This window comes from Janthinobacterium sp. GMG2, assembly GCF_033949445.1.
Taxonomy (GTDB): Bacteria; Pseudomonadota; Gammaproteobacteria; order Burkholderiales; family Burkholderiaceae_D; genus Janthinobacterium; species Janthinobacterium aestuarii.
Window position 1 is genome coordinate 251,602 of sequence record NZ_JAXAWA010000009.1, and the last position, 21,857, is coordinate 273,458.

The window sequence follows — 21,857 nt, forward strand, 5'->3', positions numbered from 1 at the left end:
CCATGCTGTTGCCTTCCCGTCGAATATCAAAATAGAAACGCCATGCATACAAAATCCATCAAACAGCTGTCCACGCTTTTGCAGAACAAGGAAATTTCCGCCGTTGCGCTGGCGACGCATTTCCTCGACCGCATCGAAGCGGACACCTCGAACGCTTTTTTGCACGTCGACCGTGCCCTGACCCTGGCGCAAGCTGCCGAAGCGGATGCACGCATCGCCGCAGGCACGGCCACGCCATTGACCGGCGTGCCGATCGCGCACAAGGACTTGTTCGTCACAAAAGGCTGGCGCACGACGGCCGGCTCGAAAATGCTGGCCAACTACGCCAGCCCGTTTGACGCCACCGTGGTGGAAAAATTCCAGGCGGCCGGCATGGTCACCTTGGGCAAGGTCAATTGCGATGAATTCGCCATGGGCTCCGGCAATGAGAACTCGGCCTTCGGCGCCGTACAGAATCCGTGGGACAAGCACGCCGTGCCGGGCGGCTCGTCGGGCGGCTCGGCCGCCGCCGTGGCGGCCGGCCTGACGCCGGCGGCCACCGGCACCGACACGGGCGGCTCGATTCGCCAGCCTGCCGCTTTTTGCGGCATCACCGGCATCAAGCCGACGTATGGCCGCGTCTCGCGCTTCGGCATGATCGCCTTTGCCTCGTCGCTGGACCAGGGCGGCCCGATGGCCCGCTCGGCCGAAGACTGCGCCCTGCTCTTGAGTGCCATGGCCGGCTTCGACGAGCGCGATTCGACCAGCCTGTCGCCGGAACAAGGCGGCGTGGCGGAAGATTTTTCGCGCGACCTCGATCAACCGCTCACCGGCTTGCGCATCGGCGTGCCGCGCGAATACTTCGGCGAAGGACTGGCCAAGGACGTGGAAGCGGCCGTGCGCGGCGCGCTGGCGCAGTATGAAAAGCTGGGCGCCACCCTGGTCGACATCTCGCTGCCGAATACGGCCCTGTCGATTCCCGCCTACTACATGATCGCCCCGGCTGAGGCGTCGTCGAACCTGTCGCGCTACGATGGTGTGCGCTACGGCCACCGCGCCACCGAGTACAAGGACTTGCAGGACATGTACAAGAAGTCGCGCGCCCAGGGCTTCGGCCCGGAAGTGCAGCGCCGCATCATGGTCGGCACCTATGTGCTGTGCCACGGCTATTACGACGCCTACTACCTGAAGGCGCAAAAGATCCGCCGCCTGATCGCGCAGGATTTCGACGCCGTCCTGAATGGCCCGAACGCCGTCTGCGACGTCATCATGGGACCGGTCGCGCCGACCGTCGCCTGGGACCTGGGCGACAAGACGGACGACCCGGTGGCGAACTACCTGGCCGACATCTACACCCTGTCGACCAGCCTGGCCGGCCTGCCCGGCATGTCGATACCTTGCGGCTTCGGCGAAGGCGAGAAAAACAGCAAGCGCCCCGTCGGCCTGCAAATCATCGGCAATTATTTTGGCGAAGCCAGGCTGCTGAACGTCGCCCACCAGTTCCAGCAAGTGACGGACTGGCATACGCGCAGCCCTGCCGGTATTTAATAAGAACAGACGCGCCGCCCAGGCGGCGCCACCAAAAAATAAGCGAGAACACTATGCAATGGGAAGTCGTCATCGGTCTTGAGAACCACGTGCAACTCACGACCGAATCCAAAATTTTCAGCGGTTCGCCAATCAAGTACGGCGCCGACGCCAACACACAAGCGAGCCCCGTCGACCTGGCGCTGCCAGGCGTACTGCCCGTGATGAACAAGCAGGCCGTCGACCGCGCGATCCGCTTCGGCCTGGCCGTGGGCGCCACCGTCGCGCCGCACTCGGTCTTCGCGCGCAAAAACTATTTTTACCCTGATTCGCCGAAGGGCTATCAGATCAGCCAGTTCGAAGACCCCGTCGTCATCGGCGGCGCCCTGACCTTCGGCTACGAAAAGGATGGCGAATTCGTCACCAAGACGGTCAACCTGACGCGCGCCCACCTGGAAGAAGACGCCGGCAAATCGCTGCACGAAGACTACGCGGGCATGAGCGGCATCGACTTGAACCGCGCCGGCACGCCGCTGCTGGAAATCGTCTCGGAACCGGAAATCCGCAGCGCCGCCGAAGCCGTGGCCTACGCCAAGGCCCTGCACTCGCTGGTCATGTGGCTGGGCGTTTGCGACGGCAACATGCAGGAAGGCTCGTTCCGCTGCGACGTCAACGTCTCCGTGCGCCCTGTCGGCCAGAAGGAATTCGGCACCCGCTGCGAAATCAAGAACCTGAACTCCTTCCGCTTCATCGAAGAAGCCGTGCACGTGGAAGTGCGCCGCCAGATCGAGCTGATCGAAGACGGCGGCAAGGTCGTGCAAGCGACGCGCCTGTACGATCCGGACCGCAAGGAAACGCGCGAAATGCGCAGCAAGGAAGACGCGCAGGATTACCGCTACTTCCCGGACCCTGACTTGCCGCCGCTGGTCATCTCGCCAGAGTGGATCGCCACGGTCAAGGCCTCGATGCCGGAACTCCCGGCCGCCATGCGCGCCCGTTTCATCAGCGAATACGCGCTGCCTGACTACGATGCGCTGGTGCTGACGCAGTCGAAAGCCATGGCCACCTATTTCGTCGCCGTGGTCGACAAGGCCGGCAAGGAAAACGCCAAGGCCGCCGCCAACTGGCTGATGGGCGACGTGTCGTCGACCCTGAACCGCGAAGGCGTGGACCTGGACGACGCACCCGTCTCCGCCGCGCAGCTGGCCGCCATGCTCAAGCGCATCGCCGACGGCACGATCTCGAACAAGGCGGCAAAGGAAGTCTTCGCCGGCATGTGGGAAGCGAAGTCCAGCGACGAGAACCTGGTCGACGCCATCATCGACGCCAAGGGCCTGAAACAGATTTCGGATACTGGCGCCCTGGAAGCCATCGTCGATGAAGTGCTGGCGGCGAACGCCAAGTCGGTAGAGCAGTACCGCGCCGGCAAGGAAGCGGCCATCAACGCGCTGATCGGCCAGGCCATGAAAGCCTCCAAAGGCAAGGCCAACCCGGCCCAGCTGACGGAACTGCTGAAGGCCAAGCTGGCGGGATAATTCACCTGCCAAAAAAAAAAGACGCTGCGGCGTCTTTTTTTTCGCCTGTATACATCGCGCATAAACAGCCTTGTCTAGACTTTTCCTCCGCGCTGAAAGGCGTTTGAAGGCCTATTAAAATTAAAGTATACATTTTTGTCTACACGGTTTAATCTAGCCATATTGAATTTCAGGCAAGAGGAAAACCGCATGGCCAAGACGCACGACATCCCGAAACCGACGGCAGCCGAACTCGATCTGCTGCAGGCGCTGTGGCCGCTGGGCGCCGCCACGGCCAAGCAGGTGCACGAGGCGATGGCGATGGCCAAGCCGGCCATCACGTATGGCACCGTGCTGCGCCTGATGCAGATCATGCACGGCAAGGGCTTGCTGATCCGCGACGAAAGCCAGCGCTCGCACGTGTATGCGCCAGCCCAGGCGCAGGACAGCCTGCAGACGAATCTGCTCAAGGAATTGATGCAGAAGGCCTTTGCCGGTTCGGCCAAGGCGCTGGTGCTGGCGGCGCTGCGCACGGGCGTGTCACGTGCCGAACGCGAGGAGATCGAAAAAATGCTCAAGGACGATCAGTCATGAGCGGCTTCGTGCCGGCGCTGGGCTGGACCCTGCTGCACTTCCTGTGGCAAGGCTTGCTGATCGGCTGCGCCACGGCGCTGGCGTGGACAGCCCTGCGAAATGCGCGTCCTGAAGCGCGCTACGCCGTCGGTTGCGGCGCCCTGCTGGCCTGCCTGGCATGGCCGGCGGCGGGCTTGTATCTGCGCCTGGCCGGCGGCGATATCACGGGCGCCTTGTACTCCAGCGCCTTGCTGCCGGCCGCCCTGCTGGCGCCCGACAGCCTGCCCGACCTGGACCTGATGCTGCGCGCCGTCGTCGGCGTGTGGGCGCTGTGCGCCGCCGTGCTGGCCGTGCGCATGGCACTGGGCATGCTGTGGATAGAGCGCAGCGCCAGGAACACGGGTGCCACGCATGGACCACTGCAGACCAGGCTGTCGCGCATGGCGCACGATGCGGGCTTGACGCGGCCCGTGCGGCTGCGCGTGCTCGACGGCATCGCCAGCCCGCTCACGGCCGGCATCTGGCGACCCATGGTGCTGGTGCCCGCCGCGCTGTTGACCGGCATGCCGCCGCACCTGCTCGACGCGCTGCTGGCGCACGAACTGGCACACATCCGGCGCCACGATTATCTGATCAACCTGCTGCAAAACGCCATCGAGGCGCTGCTGTTCTTCCACCCTGCCGTCTGGTGGATTTCACGCGGCGTGCGCCTCGAACGCGAACATATTGCAGATGATTTCGCAGCAAGACAACTGGGCGAACCGCGGCGTCTGGCTCTTGCACTCTCGGAACTGGAACGCCTCCAGTTCTCAACCCACCACCTGGCCCAGGCGGCCAACGGAGGAGATCTCATGTCACGTATCAAACGATTGCTGCGCCCCGCACCACAAACCCTGAACTGGAAGGCGGCCGTGCCGCTGCTGGCCCTGGCCGGCGCCTGCCTCGGCATCTACGGCCAGGCCGTCGCCGCCGACAGCGCGCCCGTGCTCGAGCGCCGCCCCATCGTCGACTTTGGCGTCTGCGGCAAACCGGTCTGGCCAGCCTCATCGCGGCAGGCGAAGGAAGAGGGCACGGTCAACATGTCCTTCGACGTGGATGCCGCCGGCAAGGTAACGGGTTCGAGCGTCGTCAAAAGCAGCGGCCACCCGGCCCTCGACGAGGCGGCGCGCAGCGGCATCGCCAAGTGCACGTTCAAGCCGGCCCTCGCCGGCGGCAAGCCTGTCAGCGCCAGCGTCAAGGTGCAATACGTCTGGCGCCTGAAGTAATGTCCGGGCGACGGCAGCGCAGCAACATCGCAACAGCGCTGCCGCCGCCCGCTTGCGGGTATGATCATGGATTCTTCCACGCACCTGTGAACACGCCATGAACAAGATCAAAACCGGCCTCGTCGGCTACGGCTTTGCCGGCTCCACCTTCCACGCTCCCGTCCTGTCCACCATCGATGCCTTGGAACTGACGGCCATCGCCTCGAGCAAGCCGGAACTCGTGCACAAGGATTGGCCGCACGCCACCGTGTATGCGGAACCCGCGCAGCTGTTTGCCGATCCATCCATCGAACTGGTCGTCATCGCCGCGCCCAACGAAGCGCATTTCAGCCTGGCGCAGGCGGCCCTGCAGGCCGGCAAGCACGTGGTGGTCGACAAGCCGTTCACCATTTCCAGTGCCGAGGCGCAGAGCCTGATCGCGCTGGCGAAAGAACGCAAGCTGGTGCTCAGCGTGTACCACAACCGCCGTTGGGATGGCGACTTCCTGACCCTCAAAACGCTGCTGGCGCAGGGCACCCTGGGCCGCATCGCCAGCGTCGAATCGCACTTCGACCGTTTCCGCCCCGAGATCCGCCAGCGCTGGCGCGAGTCCGCCGCGCCGGGCGGCGGCTTGCTGTACGACCTGGGCCCGCACATGCTGGACCAGGCCATGCAGCTGTTCGGCCAGCCGGAAAAGCTGTACGCCGATATCGTCCTGCAGCGTGATGGCGCGCAAGCCGTCGACTACATGCACATCGTTTTGTACTACGACCGGCTGCGCGTGGTGCTGCAAGCGGGTTGCCTGGTGAAGGCGCCGACGGCGCGCTTCGCCGTGCATGGCGACAAGGGCAGTTTCGTGAAGTTTGGCCTCGACCCGCAGGAAGACGCCCTGAAGGCGGGCGGCAGGCCGGGCCAGCCTGGCTGGGGCGTCGATGCCGTGCGCGGCGCGCTGCACCTGGGCACGCAGCCGGACGGACATTGTGAACACCTCGACATGCAGGCGGGCCGCTACCAGGACTTTTACCAGGGCATGGCCGACGCCATCCGCCACGGCGCAGCGGCGCCTGTGGCGGCCGAAGATGCGGCGGCGACGATACGCCTGATCGAACTGGCGCTGCAAAGCGCCGCCGAAGGGCGCGTGCTCAAGGTCAGTTGATCTCGGGTTCAGTTGATGACAAAGGCCAGCACCACGGCGCCCAGCGCCAGCAGGGCCAGGCCGCAGATGAACAGCAGCTCGCCCCACCATTCGTAGCGCAAGCGCGACTGGCCGGGGCGCAGCGACATGAACGACAGCACGGCGCTGACGAGAAAGACGATGGCGTCGACAGCGAGCAGCTTGTCGATGGCCACGCGCACCTCGCCGCGCGGCGCCAGGTGCCCGATCGACAGCACCGTCATGCAGACGCCGACCATCGTCGCCGACGTGGGCAGTATATGCGCCGACAAACCCCGCGCCGACAAGCCCTGTTCAGGCGCCTTGCCGTCGCCAGGCATCAGGATTTACCTTGATTCGTTCCCGCCGGCCAGACCAGCTCCACCCGCGCGGAACTGCCTGCCTTGACCTGCACCTTGCGTTCCAGCGTCTTGCCGGCCAGGGTGGCACGCAAGCTGTAGCTGCCCGGTGCCAGTTTCGCCAGCAGGAACGGTCCGCTGGCCGTCGTTTCCAGCACCGGCGCGCCCTTGGCGTCGCGTATTTCCAGCTTCACGTCGGAGGCAAATTCCGCCTTGCCCGCCGCCTGCACGGAAAACACGAGGCTCAAGGGCCAATGCCGGCTGGCGCTCTTGATGGCCGTCGATTCATCGAGGCCGATGCCGCCGCTCAGGTATTCCACCGTCCCGCTCTTCTGCACGGGCGGCAGCGCGCTGTCGGCTTGGGCCTGCGCCGCACTTCCCAGCAACAGCCCGGCGGCCAGCATTGCCGCCGCCAGGGTCAAGGTACCGCGTCTGTCTGGTGCCATCTCACTCTCCTCATGTCGGTTGAATCAAGATAGGAAGCGCAGCTTAGGCCAGTCTTAGCTTAGCGCCGGCGCATGGCCTCGGCGATCTTCTGGTCCGTCTTGTACTGGCTCAGCGCATATACGGCCCAGATCGTCGCTGGCAGCCAGCCGATCAGGGTGATTTGCAGGATCAGGCAAATGATGCCGGCGATCGGGCGACCGATCGTGAAAAAGGTCAGCCACGGGAGTAACAGGGCAATCAGCAAGCGCATCGTTCGTTCCTTGAGTATTCCCCTGTGCCGCGGGGACCGGGCCGGCATGCGCCGGCGGTAAATTCAGTTAAACCGATTATAACGATACTGGCGTCTCACGCCGGCACGGGTGCCAGCAGTTTTTCCATCCAGGCCAGGATGGCGGCGAAGATGACATCGCGGTTCACTTCATTGAAGTTCTCGTGATAATTGGCCGGATAGTAGTGATAGTCGAGCAAGCCATCGGGCACGCTGCGCAGCAGGCTTTCCGTGGCGCGGCTGTCGGCCAGCTTGTCGTCGCCCGCCACCACGGCGAACAGGGGGAAGCGCCAGTCCGACAAGCCGCCCGCCAGTTCCTTTTGCGCCGACGTCAAGGCATGGGCAAAGCGCACCGATGCGGCACTGGCACGGATGCCGTCGCGCTCATCCTGGAAATGGCGCGCGGTGATGGTTTGATCGTGCGTGAGCAGCATGGTCAGGTTCCCCAGCGGCACCTTCATCGTGGGGAAGCGCCGCGCCAGCCAGCCCGACAGTATCTGCAGCACCTTCGGCACGGGTATCGCATTCACGTAATACGGCGATGAAATCACAAACCCCTTGATGGCCGCATCGCCCGCGAAGCGCCGCAACCCCAGGTGCGTGGCGATCAGGCCGCCCATCGAGTGGCCCATGACGAACACGGGCAAGCCCGGATACGTCTGTTTGACCCAGGCGAGGAACAGCTCCTCGTCGTCGAGGAAGGCGTCGAACGAGGGAATGTCCACCTTGCGCTTGCCATCGTGGCCCACCATGTCGAAGCAGACGGTGGCGATACCGTGCTGGCGGAAGGTCAGCGCCGGCGTGACGTAGTCGCCCGCATGCGCCATGCCGCCGTGGATCGCCAGGATCACGGCACGTGGATGCTCGGGCTGCCAGATGTGGATCGGCCGCTCGACCTGGTCGCTGCACAGCAGGCTGGCCATCTTGTCTTCCGAAAAACGCATCGTTGCTCCTGTCATGCCCTGTCACGCCTTCAGATGATCGATCAACTGGCGCGCATACAGGGGTAATTCACTGAACTGGCGCACGCAGATCGTGAGATTGCGTACCGACCAGGGATCGGATAATTCCAGGCAGCGCAGCGCCATCGTCTGCTGGCAGCGGCTGGCCGCCGCCAGCGGCACCACGCTGATGCCCACGCCGCTGGCCACCATACGGCAGACGGCATCGAAGCTGCGCAGGCGCACGCGCACCTTCAATGGGCGCCCCAGGCGCGCCGCATGCATGCCCAGGTATTGCTGCATCGCGCTGTCGTCGGCCAGACCGATGAAATCGTGATCGAGCACGCTGGCAAAATCGACCACGCCATCCTGGCCCAGGGCACGGTGGTGCACGCCATCGGCTGCCGCGATGACCACCAGCCGGTCGGGGCGGAACAAAAACGTCTGCAAGCCGCGCATGTCGACCGAGTCGGACACGATGCCCATGTCGGCCAGCCCTTCCGAGACGGCCTTGACGATATCGTAACTGAGGCGCTCTTCCAGGTCGATGGTCAGGTTCGGATGGCGGTCGAGAAAAGCGCCAAGCGCCTCGGGCAAGAATTCGCTGAGCGCGGCCGTATTGCACAACAGGCGCAACTGCCCTTTCAAGCCGCGCGCAAATTCGCCAAGTTCGCCGCGCATTTTCTCCATTTGCAGCAGCACCAGGCGCGCGTGATGGAGCAAGGTCTGGCCCACGGGTGTCGGCTCCACACCGCGCCGCCCGCGCAGCAGCAAGGGCATGCCCAGCATCTCTTCCATGCCGCGCACGCGCGCACTGCTCGACGCCAATGCCAGGTGGCTGCGCGCGGCGCCCGCCGTCAGGCTGCCCGCCTCCACCACGTTGACAAACAGCTGCAAATCGACGAGATCAAAGCGCATGGCGGCTCTCCTTTTCGCCATCTTACCAGCCTTCGTATTTGACTAAGGCTGACTCAAAATAATCCGCCTTGGCGAAAGTGTCTGGCAAGCGCAGAATCCACGCAGTTCACTGTGGATAAAAAAGATGGAGACCTCATTCCTGCTGGCCGTCGGCGCCAGCTTCCTCGCCGCTGGCTTCGTCAAGGGCGTAGTCGGATTGGGCTTGCCGACGGTGGCCATGGGCACGCTCAGCCTTGTCATGCCGCCCGTGCAGGCGGCCGCCCTGCTGATCGTGCCATCGATGGTGACGAACGTGTGGCAGCTGGCGGCCGGCCCCGGCCTGCGCACCCTGCTGCGCCGTCTATGGCCCATGCTGGCGGCCGTCATGGCCGGCACTCTGGCGGGCGGCGCGTTGCTGCCGCAAGACAGCGGCGCCTGGGCCGTCGTCGCGCTGGGCGTGGCGCTGATGGTGTATGCGCTGGCGGGATTGTTATCGCTGCAGCTGCGCGTGCCGGCGCGGCACGAAGCGTGGCTGGGGCCCGTGGCGGGCGCAGTGACGGGACTGGTGACGGCCGCCACGGGCGTCTTCGTCATCCCCGCCGTACCGTATCTGCAGGGGCTGGGGCTGGCGCGCGATGCGCTGGTGCAGGCGCTCGGCCTGGCGTTTACGGCATCGACCGTGGCGCTGGCGGCCAGCCTGGCCCTGCACGGCGACTTCACCCTGGGCGCGGCCGGCGCTTCCGCGTATGCGCTGCTGCCCGCGCTGGCCGGCATGCTGGCCGGTCAATGGCTGCGCGGGCGCATCGCGCAGCAGGTATTCAAGCGGTGCTTTTTTGCGGGGCTGTTCGCCCTGGGCTTGCATGCGGCGGTCAAACCATGGCTGGCGTGATGCAGATCGACTGGCAAGGAGACAGCGCGCTGTGCGCGTGGATCGACGGCCAGCAGGTGGCCATGCTCGACATCAGCCGACACGCCGATGAAGTGACGGTGAACATGCTGTTCGTGAAACCGCCATTCCGCCGGCGCGGCATCGGCGGCGCACTGTTGCGGCGGCTGTTGCAATGCCACCCGCAAGCTGCCACTGCCTGCAGCGACCCGCGGCTGCGGACGCTGCTGGAGAGAACTACTTAAATACCATACCGATTGCGGTACGCGGAAACAGCCTCTTTATATTTGAGCAGTTCCGGATCGGCGCCCGCGCCATTCAGGTAGCCGAACAGATCGTCCAGGTTGCCGATCGAGATGACGGGAATGCCATACTGTTTCGACACTTCCTGCACGGCCGAACTTGGCGACAGCTGGCCGTCCGGGCCGGAACGCTCCATGCGGTCCAGGGCGATCAGCACGGCGCATGGCTCGGCGCCGGCGGCGCGTATCATGTCCACCGATTCGCGCACCGAAGTGCCGGCCGAGATCACGTCGTCAATGATGACGACTTTGCCATGCAGCTTGGCGCCGACGATGGTGCCGCCTTCGCCATGGTCCTTGGCTTCCTTGCGGTTGAAGGCGAACGAGGTGTTGCGGCCCTTGCCGGCCAGCGCCACGGCGGTGGCCGACGCCAGGGTGATACCCTTGTAGGCGGGGCCGAACAGCATGTCGAATTCCACGCCCGAGTCGAGCAGGGTTTGTGCGTAGAACTGCGCCAGCTCGGCCAGGGTGGCGCCGTCATGGAACAGGCCCGCATTGAAGAAGTACGGCGACTGACGTCCGGCCTTGGTGGTGAACTCGCCGAACCGCAAGACTCCCTTGGATACTGAAAACGCGATAAACTGCTGGCGTAAATTATTCACATTAGCCTCATTTTTTAAAAGTGCCTGTATTTTAATCCGCGCGCACCGGCGAGACAATCGCCATGCAGCGCCCGCCGGCCCCGTACAACGCCCTTTCACTCTCGACCTATGCCAAAAATTATTTCCGCCAATCTGAACGGTATCCGTTCCGCCGCCAAAAAAGGCTTTTTCAACTGGATGGGCACGCAGACGGCCGATTTCATCTGCGTGCAGGAATTGAAGGCGCAGCTGCCCGACATGACGCCGGAATTCCTCAACCCGCACGGCTACCATGGCCATTTCCACTATGCCGAGAAAAAAGGCTATTCGGGCACGGGCGTGTATAGCAAGGTCGAACCGGACGCCGTGCACATCGGTTTCGGCAGCCCTGAATTCGATGCCGAAGGCCGCTACGTACGCTGCGATTTTGGCAACCTCTCCGTCATTTCCGTGTACTGCCCGTCCGGCTCGTCCGGCCCCGAACGCCAGGAAGCCAAGTTCCGCTTCATGGAACTGTTCCTGCCGCATTTGCTCGAATTGAAGGCGCTGGGCCGCGAAGTGGTCATCTGCGGCGACTGGAACATCGCCCACCATGAAATCGACTTGAAGAACTGGAAGGGCAACAAGAAGAACTCCGGCTTCCTGCCCGAGGAACGGGCATGGCTGACGCGCGTCTTCGACGAAGTGGGCTTTGTCGACGTGCACCGCGGCCTGGACAAGCGCGAAGACCAGTACACGTGGTGGAGCAACCGCGGACAAGCCTACGCGAAAAACGTGGGCTGGCGCATCGACTACCACGTCGCCACCCCCGGCATCGCAGCCCAGGCGCATACGGTCAGCGTCTACAAGGACGAGCGTTTTTCCGACCACGCGCCGTTGATCATCGATTACACGATCAAGGGCTGATCTTTGACACGTCGCGGGTGGTGTCGGCTTACGCGCTGCGCGCTAAGCCGACCTACGCCGACGTGCGTCGGCCTGCACCGAATCTGCCGTAGGTCGGATTAGGTCCGCAGGGCCGTAATCCGACAACATCGTTGGCGCGTCATTGGCAATGTCGGCTTACGCGCTTCGCGCTAACCCGACCTAAGTTGCTCCGACATCGCCACCCGGGCACAAACAGCCGCAGGTCGGATCAGGTGGGGTCGCCGAGGGCCGCAGGGCCGTCATCCGGCAACATTGTTGGCGTCGCCAGTGGTGGCGTCGGCTTACCCGAGCATGCGCCGGCTTTCGAAATGGCGCATCTCGCCCGTTAGCGGGTCAGTAAAATCGATGGCCCGCGCCAGCAGTTGCAAGGGCTGCGACATGTCGTCTTCCTTGCACGGCAGGGCCACGGGATAAAACGCATCGTTGACGATGGGGATGCCCAGCGCGGCCAGGTGCACACGCAGCTGGTGCTTGCGGCCCGTGTGCGGCTGCAGCCGGTACAGGGCCACACCGCCGCGCTCTTCGATCAACTCGATGATGGTTTCCGAATTCGGCTCGCCCACCTCCTCGCGCATGAGGAAAAACTGCGCGCCCTCGACCATGCGGCTGCGGTAGGTAAATGGAAAATCGCGGCCCGCCAGCACAGGCGCCAGCGCCTCGTACGTCTTGCGCACTTCGCGGCGCTGGAACAGCGACTGATAGGCGCCGCGGCTGGCTACCTGGCGCGAAAAAATCACCACGCCGGCCGTCTCGCGGTCGAGACGGTGGATCGGCGTCAGCTCGGCGCAGTCCAGCTTTTTCTTCAGGCGCGTCAGCAAGGTCTCCTGCACGAAGCGCCCGCCCGGCGTCATGGGCAGGAAGTGCGGCTTGTCGACCACCACCAGGTGTTCGTCCTGGAACAGGATCTCTTCCTGGAAGGGGATCGGCGTTTCGCGTTCCAGCTCGCGGTAGTAAAAAATGCGCATGCCACGCTTGTACGCGCTGCCGGGGCCCAGCACGGCGCCGTCACCATCGACCACTTCGCCGCGCGCCATGCGGTCCAGCCATTGCGCGGCGCTGATCTGCGGATAGCGCTCGAGCAGGAAGGACAGCATGTCCGGCCACTGCCCTTCGGGCAGCCACAGATAGCTGGGCGCCACGCCGTCGCGCATGGGCAAGGGTGCGGCGGCGTGACGGGCCGGCATCCTAGCGCTGCGCGATGGCGTTGCTGCGGTAAGGCGGCAAAGCGTCGACGCTGACGCCCTTGCTGCGCGCGTACAGCGGCAGCACTTGCGCCATGTGGCTGTTCATCTGCGAGATCCGGTCCTTGCCCGACGGGTGCGTCGAGAGGAATTCCGGCGGCGCGCCCTTGCTCACGGCCGCCATTTTCTGCCACAGGATGACGCCGGCGCGCGGGTCGAAGCCGGCGCGCGCGGCCAGGTCCATGCCGATCAGGTCCGCCTCGCGTTCATCGTCGCGCGAAAATTTCAGCATCACGCCCTGCGCCGCCATATTCGTGGCGGTACTGGTGATGCTCGGATCGACGCCGAGCCAGGCCGACAGGCCGGCACCGGCCAGCTTGGCACCGACGGCGGCCAGGTTGCCCTTGCCGGCCTGCGCCTGCGAGTGCTCGCGCAAGGCGTGCGAAATCTCATGGCCCATGACGATGGCCACTTCGTCGTCGGTCAGATTCAGCTTGGTGATGATGCCGCTGTAAAAAGCGATCTGCCCGCCCGGCATGCAAAAGGCATTGACCTGGTCGGAATTGAGCAGGTTGACCTGCCAGTTCCAGTTGGCCGACGCCTCGTTCCAGCGCGTGGCGAACGGGATAATGCGCTGGGCGATGGCACGCAGGCGTTTCACTTGCGGATCGCTGTCGGGCACCAGCGCATTTTTTTCCTTCGCCTCGTTGACCAGCTGCGTATATTGCTGCTTCGATTGTTCATTGAAGTCGGCGCCGCCGGCAAAGATGCGCGAAGTCGACAGGGGGCGTACCTTGATGCCATCCTGGACCGTCGCCTGCTGGGCGTGGGCGGACAGGGACGACAGCGCGGTGGCCGCGCACAGGCTGGCCAGGACGGCGTAACGTTTAAGGGATATTGGTGCCATTGGCAGACCTCCATGGAGCGATTTTAGGCAGCATCATCATGGCCGGGAAGGCCAGGAAGAAGCACACGATGAAAAACGAGAACCAGCCCAGCTCGGCGACCAGAAAGCCCACCGAGGCATTGATCAGGGTGCGCGGCACGGCGCTGAGGCTGGAAAACAAGGCATATTGCGTGGCAGTGTAGCGCGGGTCCGTGCTGCGCGACAGGAACGCGACAAAGGCAGCCGCGCCCAGGCCCAGGCTGGCAAAGGCTTCAAAACCGATCACGGCGCTGAGCAGCATGGTATTCGGCCCCACCTGCGCCAGCCAGGCGAATCCGAGAATGGCGACCGCCTGCAGCGCGCCAAACACCCACAGGCCCCGGTTGATGCCCAGCTTGAGCATCCATATGCCGCCGACCACGCCACCGGCCAGGCTGGCCCAGAAACCCGTGGTGTTGGCGGCCAGGCCGATCTGCGTCATGGAAAAACCCAGGTCCAGATAGAACTTCGTCGCCAGCGCCGTGGCCATGCTGTCGCCGATTTTGTAGAGTAGTACGAAGGCGAGTATCCACATTGCGTTACGCCAGCCATCGCGCGCGATGAATTCCTGGAACGGCAGAATGATCGCTTCGCGCATGGTCTTCGGCGGCGAGCCGTACACGGTCGGCTCCTTGATCAGCAGGGTGCAGACAAACCCCGGCAGCATGAAGGCGGCCGTGATCCAGAAGACGGGTTGCCACGGCATGCGGTCGGCCAGGATCAGCGACAGCGCGCCCGGCACCATGCCCGCCACTTTATACGCGTTGACGATGACGGCGGCGCCCAGGCCCTGCTCGTTGTCACTGAGGATTTCACGCCGGTAGGCGTCGATGACGATGTCCTGGCTGGCAGACAGGAAGGCCACGCCGCCGGCAGCCGCCGCGATCAGGCCGATCTGCGTGAGCGGGTCCAGCATGCCCATGCCGCCGATGGCAAAGAACAGCGCCACTTGCGTCAGCGCCATCCAGCCGCGCCGCCGTCCCAGTCCCAGGATGCGGTAGCGGTCCATCAGGGGCGCCCACAGGAATTTCCAGATGTACGGGAACTGCACCAGCGCAAACAGCCCCAGCGCCTTGACGTTCAAGCCCGACTTGGCCAGCCATGCCTGCAGCAGGTACAGCAGGATGAACAGGGGCAGGCCGGAACTGAAGCCCAGCACCAGCACGGCCAGCATGCGGCCGTTGGCATAGGAACGCCAGCCAGGCGCCGGGCTTTTGCTCATCAATGCACCGCTTTTTTACGCAGGCGGAAGACGGCCAGGTCGCCGCGCAGGTTCGGCAGCACGGAGACCATCTTGCCTTCGGCCAGGGCCACGCATTCGATCACTTCCAGGCCGCATTCCTCGGCCAGTTCGCGGAAGTCGTTGATGGTGGCGCAGCGCACGTTCGGCGTGTCGTACCACTGGTACGGCAGCGATTTCGACACGGGCATGCGGCCTTTGAGCAGCGCCACGCGGTGCGGCCAGTAGGCGAAGTTGGGGAAGGAGACGATGGCCTCGGCGCCCACGCGCACGATGTCGCGCAGCAGCGGCTCGACCTGCTTCATCATCTGCAGCGACGACAGGCACAGCACCGTGTCGAAGCTGTTGTCGCCAAAAATCGACAGGCCCTTTTCCATGTCCTGCTGGATCACGTTCACGCCACGGCGGGTGCTGGTCAGCACCTTGTCGTCGGCGATCTCGATGCCGTAGCCGCTGCATTCCTTGTCGCTTTGCAGGTACTGCAGCATCACGCCTTCGCCGCAGCCCACGTCCAGCACGTGCGCGTTGTTCGGCACCCAGTGGGCGATGAATGCCAGGTCGGGGCGCAGCGCGCTCAATTCGTCAAAAGTCATGCGGTCTCCTTCGCGCCCTGGCGGACGGCGGTGTTCTGTACGGCGGCAGGCGCGCCCGCCCCGATGTCGTTCCAAACCTGGCCATAATAGGCGCGCACCATGTTCATGTAGCGCGCGTCTTCCAGCAAAAAGGCGTCGTGGCCGTGCGGCGCGTCGATCTCGGCATACGTGACCTGGCGGCGGTTGCAGACGAGCGCCTCGACGATTTCGCGGCTGCGCTCGGGCGAAAAACGCCAGTCGGTGGAAAACGAGGCGAGGAAGAACTTGGCCTTCGTGCCCGACAGGGCCTTGGCCAGGTCGCCGCCATGCGCGCGCGCCGGATCGAAATAATCGAGCGCCTTGGTAATCAAGAGATACGTGTTGGCGTCAAAGTATTCGGAGAACTTGTCGCCCTGGTAGCGCAGGTACGATTCGATCTCGAAGTCGATGCCAAAGCCGAACTTGTAGTCGCCCGTCTGCGCCGCATCGCGCAGCTTGCGGCCGAATTTTTCCGCCATGTCGTCATTCGACAGATAGGTGATATGGCCCACCATGCGCGCCACGCGCAAGCCGTTCTTTGGCACCACGCCGTGCGCATAGAAGTCGCCACCATGGTAATCGGGGTCCGACAGGATGGCCTGGCGCGCCACGTCATTGAAGGCGATGTTTTGCGCCGACAGCTTGGCCGTCGAGGCGATCACCACGCAGTGGCGCAGCCGTTCGGGGAACATGATGCTCCACGCCAGCGCCTGCATGCCGCCCAGGGATCCCCCCATCACGGCAGCGAACTCGGTGATGCCCAGTTCATCGGCCAGGCGCGCTTGCGCGCTGACCCAGTCTTCCACCGTGACGACGGGGAAGGCGGCGCCATACGGCTTGCCGGTGGCGGGATTGGTATGCATGGGGCCCGTCGAACCGAAGCAGGAGCCGAGGTTGTTGACGCCGATGACGAAGAATTTGTCCGTGTCGAGCGGCTTGCCGGGACCGACCATATTGTCCCACCAGCCTGCGCTCTTCGGCTGGTCCGCGTACACGCCTGCCACGTGGTGCGAGGCGTTCAGGGCGTGGCAGACCAGCACCGCGTTCGATTTGTCGGCGTTCAGGGTGCCGTAGGTTTCATACATCAACATATAGTCCCGCAGCGATGCTCCGCTTTGCAGCTGCAGGGGTTGCGCAAAATACATGGTTTGCGGCGAAACGATTCCAATGGATGACATGTGTGTCGGTTTATAAAAGGGGGGCGGCCCCACGGGCCATGGTCGATGCAGCACCGCGATGATAGGTGCTGCAACTTTAGCATCAGGACACCTCTTGCCGCGCGCGACGTATCCTGATGCTGATAGGTGACAGTTTACATGAGCTGCAGCTGCTGGACGGCTTCCGCGATCACATTTGGTTCCATGGAACGCATAATTTTGCGCATTTGTGGCGCAATCAGGCCCAGGTCGCTGTTGAGGATCTCTTGCTTGACCGCCAACAGCTGGGCCGGATGCATGGAAAACTCGCGCAGCCCCATGCCCAGCAACAGGCGCGTGAGCTTCACGTCGCCCGCCATTTCGCCGCAGACGGCCACGTCGATACCCGCCTTGTGGCCGGCGGCGATCGTCATGGAGATCAGTTGCAGCACGGCCGGGTGCAGCGGATTGTACAAATGCGCCACTTCGTAGTCGACCCGGTCGATGGCCAAAGTGTACTGGATCAGATCATTCGTGCCGATCGACAGGAAATCCATGCGCTTGACGAACATGGGCAAGGCCAGCGCGGCGGCGGGAATCTCGATCATGGCGCCCACTTCGACTTCGTCGTCGAACTTGATGCCCTCCTCGCGCAGGCTGGCCTTCGCTTGCGCGATCATGGCCAGCGACTGGTCGATCTCGAACGCATGCGCGAGCATCGGGATCAGGATGCGCACCTTGCCGAAGGCGGAGGCGCGCAAAATGGCGCGCAGCTGAGTCAGGAACAATTGCGGCTCGGCCAGGCAGTAACGGATGGCGCGCAGGCCCAGCGCGGGATTCAAGGCCGTATGGTCGGCCTGGTCGAGCGGCTTGTCGGCGCCGATATCGAGCGTGCGGATGGTCACCACGCGGCCCTTCATCGACTGCACCGTGTTGCGGTAGGCCTCGAACTGCTCGTCCTCGGTGGGAATCTTGTGGGCGCGGCCCATGAACAGGAATTCGGAACGGAACAGGCCCACGCCGCTGGCGCCCGATTCCAGCGCAAACGGGCAATCCTCGGGCAATTCGATATTCGCCAGCAGGGTGACGGGCGTGCCGCATTTGGTCACGGCCGGCGTCTTTTTCAGCTTGCCCAGCTTCTTGCGCGCGCGCTGCATGGCCACCTGGCGCTCGCGGTACTGTTCCAGCACCAGCGCGCTGGGGTTGGCGATGACCACGCCGGCGTCGCCGTCGATGATCAGCCAGTCGTCCTGGTCGATCAGCATCGATGCCTGCGACATGCCGACGGCGGCGGGAATATCGAGGCTGCGCGCGACGATGGCCGTGTGCGAGTTCTGTCCGCCCACGTCGGTAATGAAACCGATGAAGGAGCGGTCGCGGAACTGCAGCATGTCGGCCGGCGAGATGTCGTGGGCGACGACGATCATCTGCGCCATCAATTCGTCTTCGGCCGCGGCCTTGGGCAGCAGCTGCTCCGTGCCCAGCAAGACTTTCAAGACGCGTTCGGCCACCTGCTGGATGTCCGCCTTGCGTTCGCGCAGGTACGGGTCTTCGATTTCGTCGAACTGGGCCGACAATTCATCGATCTGCGTCAGCAGCGCCCATTCGGCGTTGTAGTGGCGCTTGCGGATGATGTCGAGCGGCGCTTCGGAAATCATCGGATCGGACAAGATGAGCGCATGCACGTCGATGAAGGCGCCCAGCTCCGTGGGCGCATCCTTGGGCAGCTCGTTCCACAGGGTTTGCAGTTCCTTGTGGACGGTGGCGATGGCGCTTTGCAGGCGCTGCACTTCGGCTTCGATCTGCTCCTGGGCGACCAGGTAATGTTTGACGTCAAGGGCGGCCGGCGCCAGCAGATGCGCGCGGCCAATGGCGATGCCGCGGGAAACCGGGATGCCGTGGAGCGTGAAAGATGCCATGGGTTGACCTGTCGGAATGCGGCTGCGGCTGCGTTCGGCGGGCATTACTCGCCTTCGCCAAACCTGTCATTAATCAGGGCGGTCAACGCATCGACACATGCCTGCTCATCATCGCCCTCTGCTTCCAGGGTCACTTTCGCGCCCTTGCCGGCGGCCAGCATCATCACGCCCATGATGGACTTGGCGTTGATGCGGCGCGCGTTGCGGGTCAGCCAGACGTCGCTCTTGAACTTGGCGGCGAGCTGGGTAAATTTGGCGGAGGCGCGTGCGTGCAGTCCCAGCTTGTTGATGATTTCGAGTTCTCTTTGAATCATTTTTGTATGGTCTCTATCCCTGAATGCACTGCATTGTTGCCAGCCCTGCTATAAAACCCGCCGCCTTCAGGGCGGCGGCCATGTCACTCTCTACTCGCCCACGCGAATACGGTTATCGACGCGCACGGCGCCGCTTTGCGCACCGGCCAGCGCCATCTCCACCACCACGTCGAGCGTGTCGCGGCGATACGTGATCGCGCGCAGCAGCATCGGCAGGCTGATGCCGGCGATGACTTCCACCCTGCCCGCATCGGCCAGCTTGTTGCAGCAGTTCGACGGCGTGCCGCCCTTCACGTCGGTAATCACCAGCACGCCGGAACCGTCGTCGAGGCGGCAGATGGCGTCCGACGCCAGTTTCTGCACTTCCATCAGGTCCTGGTCGGCGACGACGTCGATGGCTTCAAACCGTTCCGTTGGCCCCCGGAACACATGCGCGCAGGCGGCGATGAACGCCTGTCCCAGCGGTGCATGTGTCATGAGCAAAATCCCTACCATAGTCATTTCACCTTCTAGCGCTACCGCGCTTGCGCAACGCCATGCTCGACGGCGTCGACAAACATGGCCGCCACGTCAAAACCCGTTTGCTGCATGATTTCCTGGAAGCAGGTCGGGCTGGTGACATTGACTTCCGTCAGATAGTCGCCGATCACGTCCAATCCTACCAGCATCAGGCCGCGCGCGGCCAGGATCGGGCCCAGCTTTTCTGCGATTTCCAGGTCGCGCGCCGTCAATGGCTGCGCCACGCCCGTGCCGCCGGCGGCCAGGTTGCCCCGCACTTCGCCCGCCTGCGGGATGCGCGCCAGCGAAAACGGCACCGGCTTGCCGCCGATGACGAGGATGCGCTTGTCGCCCTTGACGATGTCGGCGATGAAACGCTGCGCCATGATGGTCTGCGCGCCGTTGTCCGTCAGCGTCTCGATGATGGCGCCCAAATTCAGGCCATCGGCCTTGACGCGGAAGATGCCCGTGCCGCCCATGCCGTCGAGCGGCTTGAAGATGACATCCTGGTGCTTGGCGTGGAAGGCGCGCAGGCGCGCTTCGTCCGACGTCACCAGGGTCGGCGACGTGAATTCGGAAAACTGCGCAATGGCCAGCTTTTCATTGTTGTCGCGGATGGCGGACGGCTTGTTGAAGACGCAAGCGCCCTGCTTTTCCGCCAGTTCCAGCAGATATGTGCCGTACACGTATTCCATGTCGAACGGCGGGTCCTTGCGCTCGATGATGGCGTCCAAGGTAGACAGGCGCACTTCTTCGGTGGAGACCACCTTGTACCAGTCGTGCTCGTCGCCGGTCAGCTCGATGTGTTTGACCCGTGCCGTGACGATGCCCTCTTCCAGCGCCATATCCTTCTGTTCGAAGGCATACACGGCATGGCCGCGTTTGGCCGCCTCGCGCATCATGGCGAAGGTGGAGTCTTTGTAAGTCTTGAAGCCTGCCAGCGGGTCGGCAAGGAATGCAATTTTCATGGTGCGTCCAATCGGGGAGCCTGGATAAGGAATGCTTGATTCTAGCCGAGATCGCCAGGCGCGGTAGTCGCCGCGCCCGGCAAGTCTCGTTGACGGATCAATACACCTCGGGATTCGGGTCCGTGCGCTCCATTTCCAGCGACGCTGCCAGCAAGGCCAGGCGCGCCACCACGCCATACACATAAAAGCGGTTCGGCGCGGCCGTGCCCGGCTTGGCCTTCAAATCCGGCACGGCATGCTGCTGGGCAAACGCCAGCGGCACGTACTGCGAGCCGGGCGCGTTCAGGTTCTGGTCCACGCCTTTTTCAGCATGCACGCGGTAGAAGCCGCCCACCACGTAACGGTCGATCATGTAGACGACGGGCTCGGCCACGGCATCCTTGATGCTTTCAAACGTGGGCACGCCTTCCTGGATGATCACGTCGGTCACCAGCTGGCCATCCTTGACGATGGACATTTTTTCGCGCTGCTTGCGCGACAGGTCGCGCACTTCGCTGGCGTCGCGCACCGTCATGATGCCCGTGCCATACGTGCCCGCATCGGGCTTGACGATGACGAACGGCTTTTCCTTGATGCCGTATTCCTTGTATTTCTTGCGGATCTTGGCCAGCAGCACGTCGACGCTGGCGGCCAGCGCATCTTCGCCCTCGCCTTCCTGAAAATTCACATCGCTGCACTTGGCGTGGAAGGGGTTGAGCATCCACGGGTCGACATCGATCATCTTGCCGAATTTTTTCACCACTTCATCGTAAGCCGTGTAGTGGTTGCTCTTGCGGCGCAAGGCCCAGCCCGCATGCAAGGGTGGCAGCAAGCTTTGCTCATGAATATTTTGCAAGATATCGGGGATGCCATCCGACAAGTCGTTATTCAGCAGAATCGTGCAAGGGTCGAAATCCTTCAAGCCCAGGCGGCGGCCATTGTTCAGGCGCACGAGGGGCTCGATGACGAGCATGTTGCCATCTGGCAACGCCAACGGTGTCGGCTGGGTAATCTCGGGCGACCAGGAGCCGAAGCGCACGTGCAGCCCCGTCTGGCGGAAGATCTGCATCAATCGCGCCACGTTTTGCAGATACTGCGGCGTGGTGTTGTGTAATTCCGGCACGATCAGCAGGTTGCGGGCGTCCGGGCAATACTTGTCGATGGCGGCCATGGCCGCTTGCACGGACAGGGGCAGCATTTCCGTGGCCAGGTTATGAAAACCGCCAGGGAACAGATTGGTATCGACGGGCGCCAGCTTGTAGCCGGCGTTACGCAAGTCTACCGAGCAATAGAAGGGCGGCGTGTGCTCTTGCCACTCCATGCGAAACCAGCGCTCAATGGCCGGCGTCGCGGCCAGAATCTTTTTTTCGAGGTCGAGCAGCGGTCCGGTCAGGGCCGTGACGAGATGGGGAACCATAGTTACATCCTTAAATTATGTGCAGTATTCAAAAAAGCACACAGAACTGCCGACTATATTACCGTGTAAGT

At 63.4% G+C, this 21,857-nt stretch carries 24 protein-coding genes; 8 read left to right on the forward strand and 16 right to left on the reverse strand.

Going from position 1 to position 21,857, the window contains the following annotated elements; all coding sequences use genetic code 11:
• Positions 1–42 precede the first annotated feature (42 nt).
• The 5 genes from gatA to SKZ59_RS26715 all read left to right on the forward strand — a co-directional run bounded on the left by gatA (position 43) and on the right by SKZ59_RS26715 (position 5,993).
• On the forward strand, positions 43–1,527 hold the full coding sequence (gene gatA / locus SKZ59_RS26695) for an Asp-tRNA(Asn)/Glu-tRNA(Gln) amidotransferase subunit GatA (protein WP_319993443.1): 1,485 nt from the start codon (positions 43–45) through the stop codon (positions 1,525–1,527).
• 38 nt (positions 1,528–1,565) lie between these two features.
• Positions 1,566–3,041: an Asp-tRNA(Asn)/Glu-tRNA(Gln) amidotransferase subunit GatB gene (gatB, locus tag SKZ59_RS26700; RefSeq protein WP_319993460.1), complete on the forward strand. Its 1,476-nt coding sequence runs from the start codon at positions 1,566–1,568 to the stop codon at positions 3,039–3,041.
• 189 nt (positions 3,042–3,230) lie between these two features.
• The gene (locus SKZ59_RS26705) at positions 3,231–3,614 is read left to right on the forward strand and encodes a BlaI/MecI/CopY family transcriptional regulator (RefSeq protein ID WP_319993444.1); all 384 of its coding nucleotides are present in this window, start codon (positions 3,231–3,233) and stop codon (positions 3,612–3,614) included.
• Positions 3,611–4,858 carry a M56 family metallopeptidase gene (locus SKZ59_RS26710; protein ID WP_319993445.1) on the forward strand — a complete coding sequence of 416 codons (1,248 nt, stop codon included), beginning with the start codon at positions 3,611–3,613 and terminating at the stop codon, positions 4,856–4,858. Before SKZ59_RS26705 ends, SKZ59_RS26710 begins: the two co-directional genes overlap by 4 nt.
• A 97-nt stretch (positions 4,859–4,955) precedes the next feature.
• Positions 4,956–5,993, forward strand: a complete 1,038-nt coding sequence (locus SKZ59_RS26715) for an oxidoreductase (protein WP_319993446.1) — start codon at positions 4,956–4,958, stop codon at positions 5,991–5,993.
• 8 nt (positions 5,994–6,001) lie between these two features.
• Here the strand turns inward: SKZ59_RS26715 and SKZ59_RS26720 are convergent, their stop codons facing one another.
• From SKZ59_RS26720 to SKZ59_RS26740, 5 genes are all read right to left on the reverse strand, one after another.
• A complete protein-coding gene (locus SKZ59_RS26720) occupies positions 6,002–6,331 on the reverse strand; it encodes a hypothetical protein (protein WP_319993447.1) in 330 nt (109 codons plus the stop codon).
• A complete protein-coding gene (locus SKZ59_RS26725) occupies positions 6,331–6,795 on the reverse strand; it encodes a carboxypeptidase regulatory-like domain-containing protein (RefSeq protein ID WP_319993448.1) in 465 nt (154 codons plus the stop codon). The genes SKZ59_RS26720 and SKZ59_RS26725 overlap by 1 nt, the downstream gene beginning before the upstream one ends.
• A gap of 59 nt (positions 6,796–6,854) precedes the next feature.
• Positions 6,855–7,046 carry a YqaE/Pmp3 family membrane protein gene (locus SKZ59_RS26730; protein ID WP_034749384.1) on the reverse strand — a complete coding sequence of 64 codons (192 nt, stop codon included), beginning with the start codon at positions 7,044–7,046 and terminating at the stop codon, positions 6,855–6,857.
• 95 nt (positions 7,047–7,141) lie between these two features.
• Complete coding sequence (locus tag SKZ59_RS26735) at positions 7,142–8,008, reverse strand: alpha/beta fold hydrolase (protein WP_319993449.1); 867 nt, start codon at positions 8,006–8,008, stop codon at positions 7,142–7,144.
• 21 nt (positions 8,009–8,029) lie between these two features.
• Positions 8,030–8,923: a LysR substrate-binding domain-containing protein gene (locus SKZ59_RS26740; protein ID WP_034749390.1), complete on the reverse strand. Its 894-nt coding sequence runs from the start codon at positions 8,921–8,923 to the stop codon at positions 8,030–8,032.
• Between the two features lie 124 nt (positions 8,924–9,047).
• Between SKZ59_RS26740 and SKZ59_RS26745 the strand changes: the two genes are divergently transcribed.
• Together SKZ59_RS26745 and SKZ59_RS26750 are read left to right on the forward strand one after the other, a co-directional pair.
• A complete protein-coding gene (locus SKZ59_RS26745) occupies positions 9,048–9,791 on the forward strand; it encodes a sulfite exporter TauE/SafE family protein (protein WP_319993450.1) in 744 nt (247 codons plus the stop codon).
• A complete protein-coding gene (locus SKZ59_RS26750; RefSeq protein ID WP_319993451.1) occupies positions 9,791–10,033 on the forward strand; it encodes a GNAT family N-acetyltransferase in 243 nt (80 codons plus the stop codon). Before SKZ59_RS26745 ends, SKZ59_RS26750 begins: the two co-directional genes overlap by 1 nt.
• Here SKZ59_RS26750 and pyrE read toward each other — a convergent pair.
• A complete protein-coding gene (gene pyrE, locus SKZ59_RS26755; RefSeq protein ID WP_010393161.1) occupies positions 10,030–10,692 on the reverse strand; it encodes an orotate phosphoribosyltransferase in 663 nt (220 codons plus the stop codon). The genes SKZ59_RS26750 and pyrE overlap by 4 nt on opposite strands.
• Positions 10,693–10,800: 108 nt before the next feature.
• Here pyrE and SKZ59_RS26760 point away from each other — a divergent pair, with 108 nt between their 5' ends.
• Positions 10,801–11,577, forward strand: a complete 777-nt coding sequence (locus SKZ59_RS26760) for an exodeoxyribonuclease III (protein WP_034749399.1) — start codon at positions 10,801–10,803, stop codon at positions 11,575–11,577.
• A gap of 302 nt (positions 11,578–11,879) precedes the next feature.
• Here SKZ59_RS26760 and SKZ59_RS26765 read toward each other — a convergent pair whose 3' ends face one another.
• The 10 genes from SKZ59_RS26765 to gshA all read right to left on the reverse strand — a co-directional run bounded on the left by SKZ59_RS26765 (position 11,880) and on the right by gshA (position 21,786).
• Positions 11,880–12,782 (reverse strand): RluA family pseudouridine synthase, encoded by a 903-nt coding sequence (locus SKZ59_RS26765; RefSeq protein WP_319993452.1) that lies wholly within the window; start codon positions 12,780–12,782, stop codon positions 11,880–11,882.
• A gap of 1 nt (position 12,783) precedes the next feature.
• Positions 12,784–13,686, reverse strand: a complete 903-nt coding sequence (locus tag SKZ59_RS26770; RefSeq protein WP_034749404.1) for a M48 family metallopeptidase — start codon at positions 13,684–13,686, stop codon at positions 12,784–12,786.
• The gene (locus SKZ59_RS26775; RefSeq protein WP_034749407.1) at positions 13,667–14,926 is read right to left on the reverse strand and encodes an AmpG family muropeptide MFS transporter; all 1,260 of its coding nucleotides are present in this window, start codon (positions 14,924–14,926) and stop codon (positions 13,667–13,669) included. The genes SKZ59_RS26770 and SKZ59_RS26775 overlap by 20 nt, the downstream gene beginning before the upstream one ends.
• A complete protein-coding gene (gene metW, locus SKZ59_RS26780) occupies positions 14,926–15,537 on the reverse strand; it encodes a methionine biosynthesis protein MetW (RefSeq protein ID WP_319993453.1) in 612 nt (203 codons plus the stop codon). Before metW ends, SKZ59_RS26775 begins: the two co-directional genes overlap by 1 nt.
• On the reverse strand, positions 15,534–16,733 hold the full coding sequence (gene metX / locus SKZ59_RS26785) for a homoserine O-succinyltransferase MetX (protein ID WP_072456630.1): 1,200 nt from the start codon (positions 16,731–16,733) through the stop codon (positions 15,534–15,536). Before metX ends, metW begins: the two co-directional genes overlap by 4 nt.
• A 134-nt stretch (positions 16,734–16,867) precedes the next feature.
• The gene (gene ptsP / locus SKZ59_RS26790; RefSeq protein WP_219330371.1) at positions 16,868–18,610 is read right to left on the reverse strand and encodes a phosphoenolpyruvate--protein phosphotransferase; all 1,743 of its coding nucleotides are present in this window, start codon (positions 18,608–18,610) and stop codon (positions 16,868–16,870) included.
• A gap of 44 nt (positions 18,611–18,654) precedes the next feature.
• Entirely contained in the window at positions 18,655–18,924 is a 270-nt protein-coding gene (locus SKZ59_RS26795) for an HPr family phosphocarrier protein (protein WP_034749416.1), read from the reverse strand.
• Positions 18,925–19,014: 90 nt separating this feature from the next.
• On the reverse strand, positions 19,015–19,419 hold the full coding sequence (locus tag SKZ59_RS26800) for a PTS sugar transporter subunit IIA (RefSeq protein WP_034749419.1): 405 nt from the start codon (positions 19,417–19,419) through the stop codon (positions 19,015–19,017).
• A gap of 20 nt (positions 19,420–19,439) precedes the next feature.
• Positions 19,440–20,390 (reverse strand): glutathione synthase, encoded by a 951-nt coding sequence (gshB, locus tag SKZ59_RS26805; protein WP_219330372.1) that lies wholly within the window; start codon positions 20,388–20,390, stop codon positions 19,440–19,442.
• 97 nt (positions 20,391–20,487) lie between these two features.
• Positions 20,488–21,786: a glutamate--cysteine ligase gene (gene gshA / locus SKZ59_RS26810; RefSeq protein WP_034749425.1), complete on the reverse strand. Its 1,299-nt coding sequence runs from the start codon at positions 21,784–21,786 to the stop codon at positions 20,488–20,490.
• Positions 21,787–21,857: the final 71 nt, after the last annotated feature.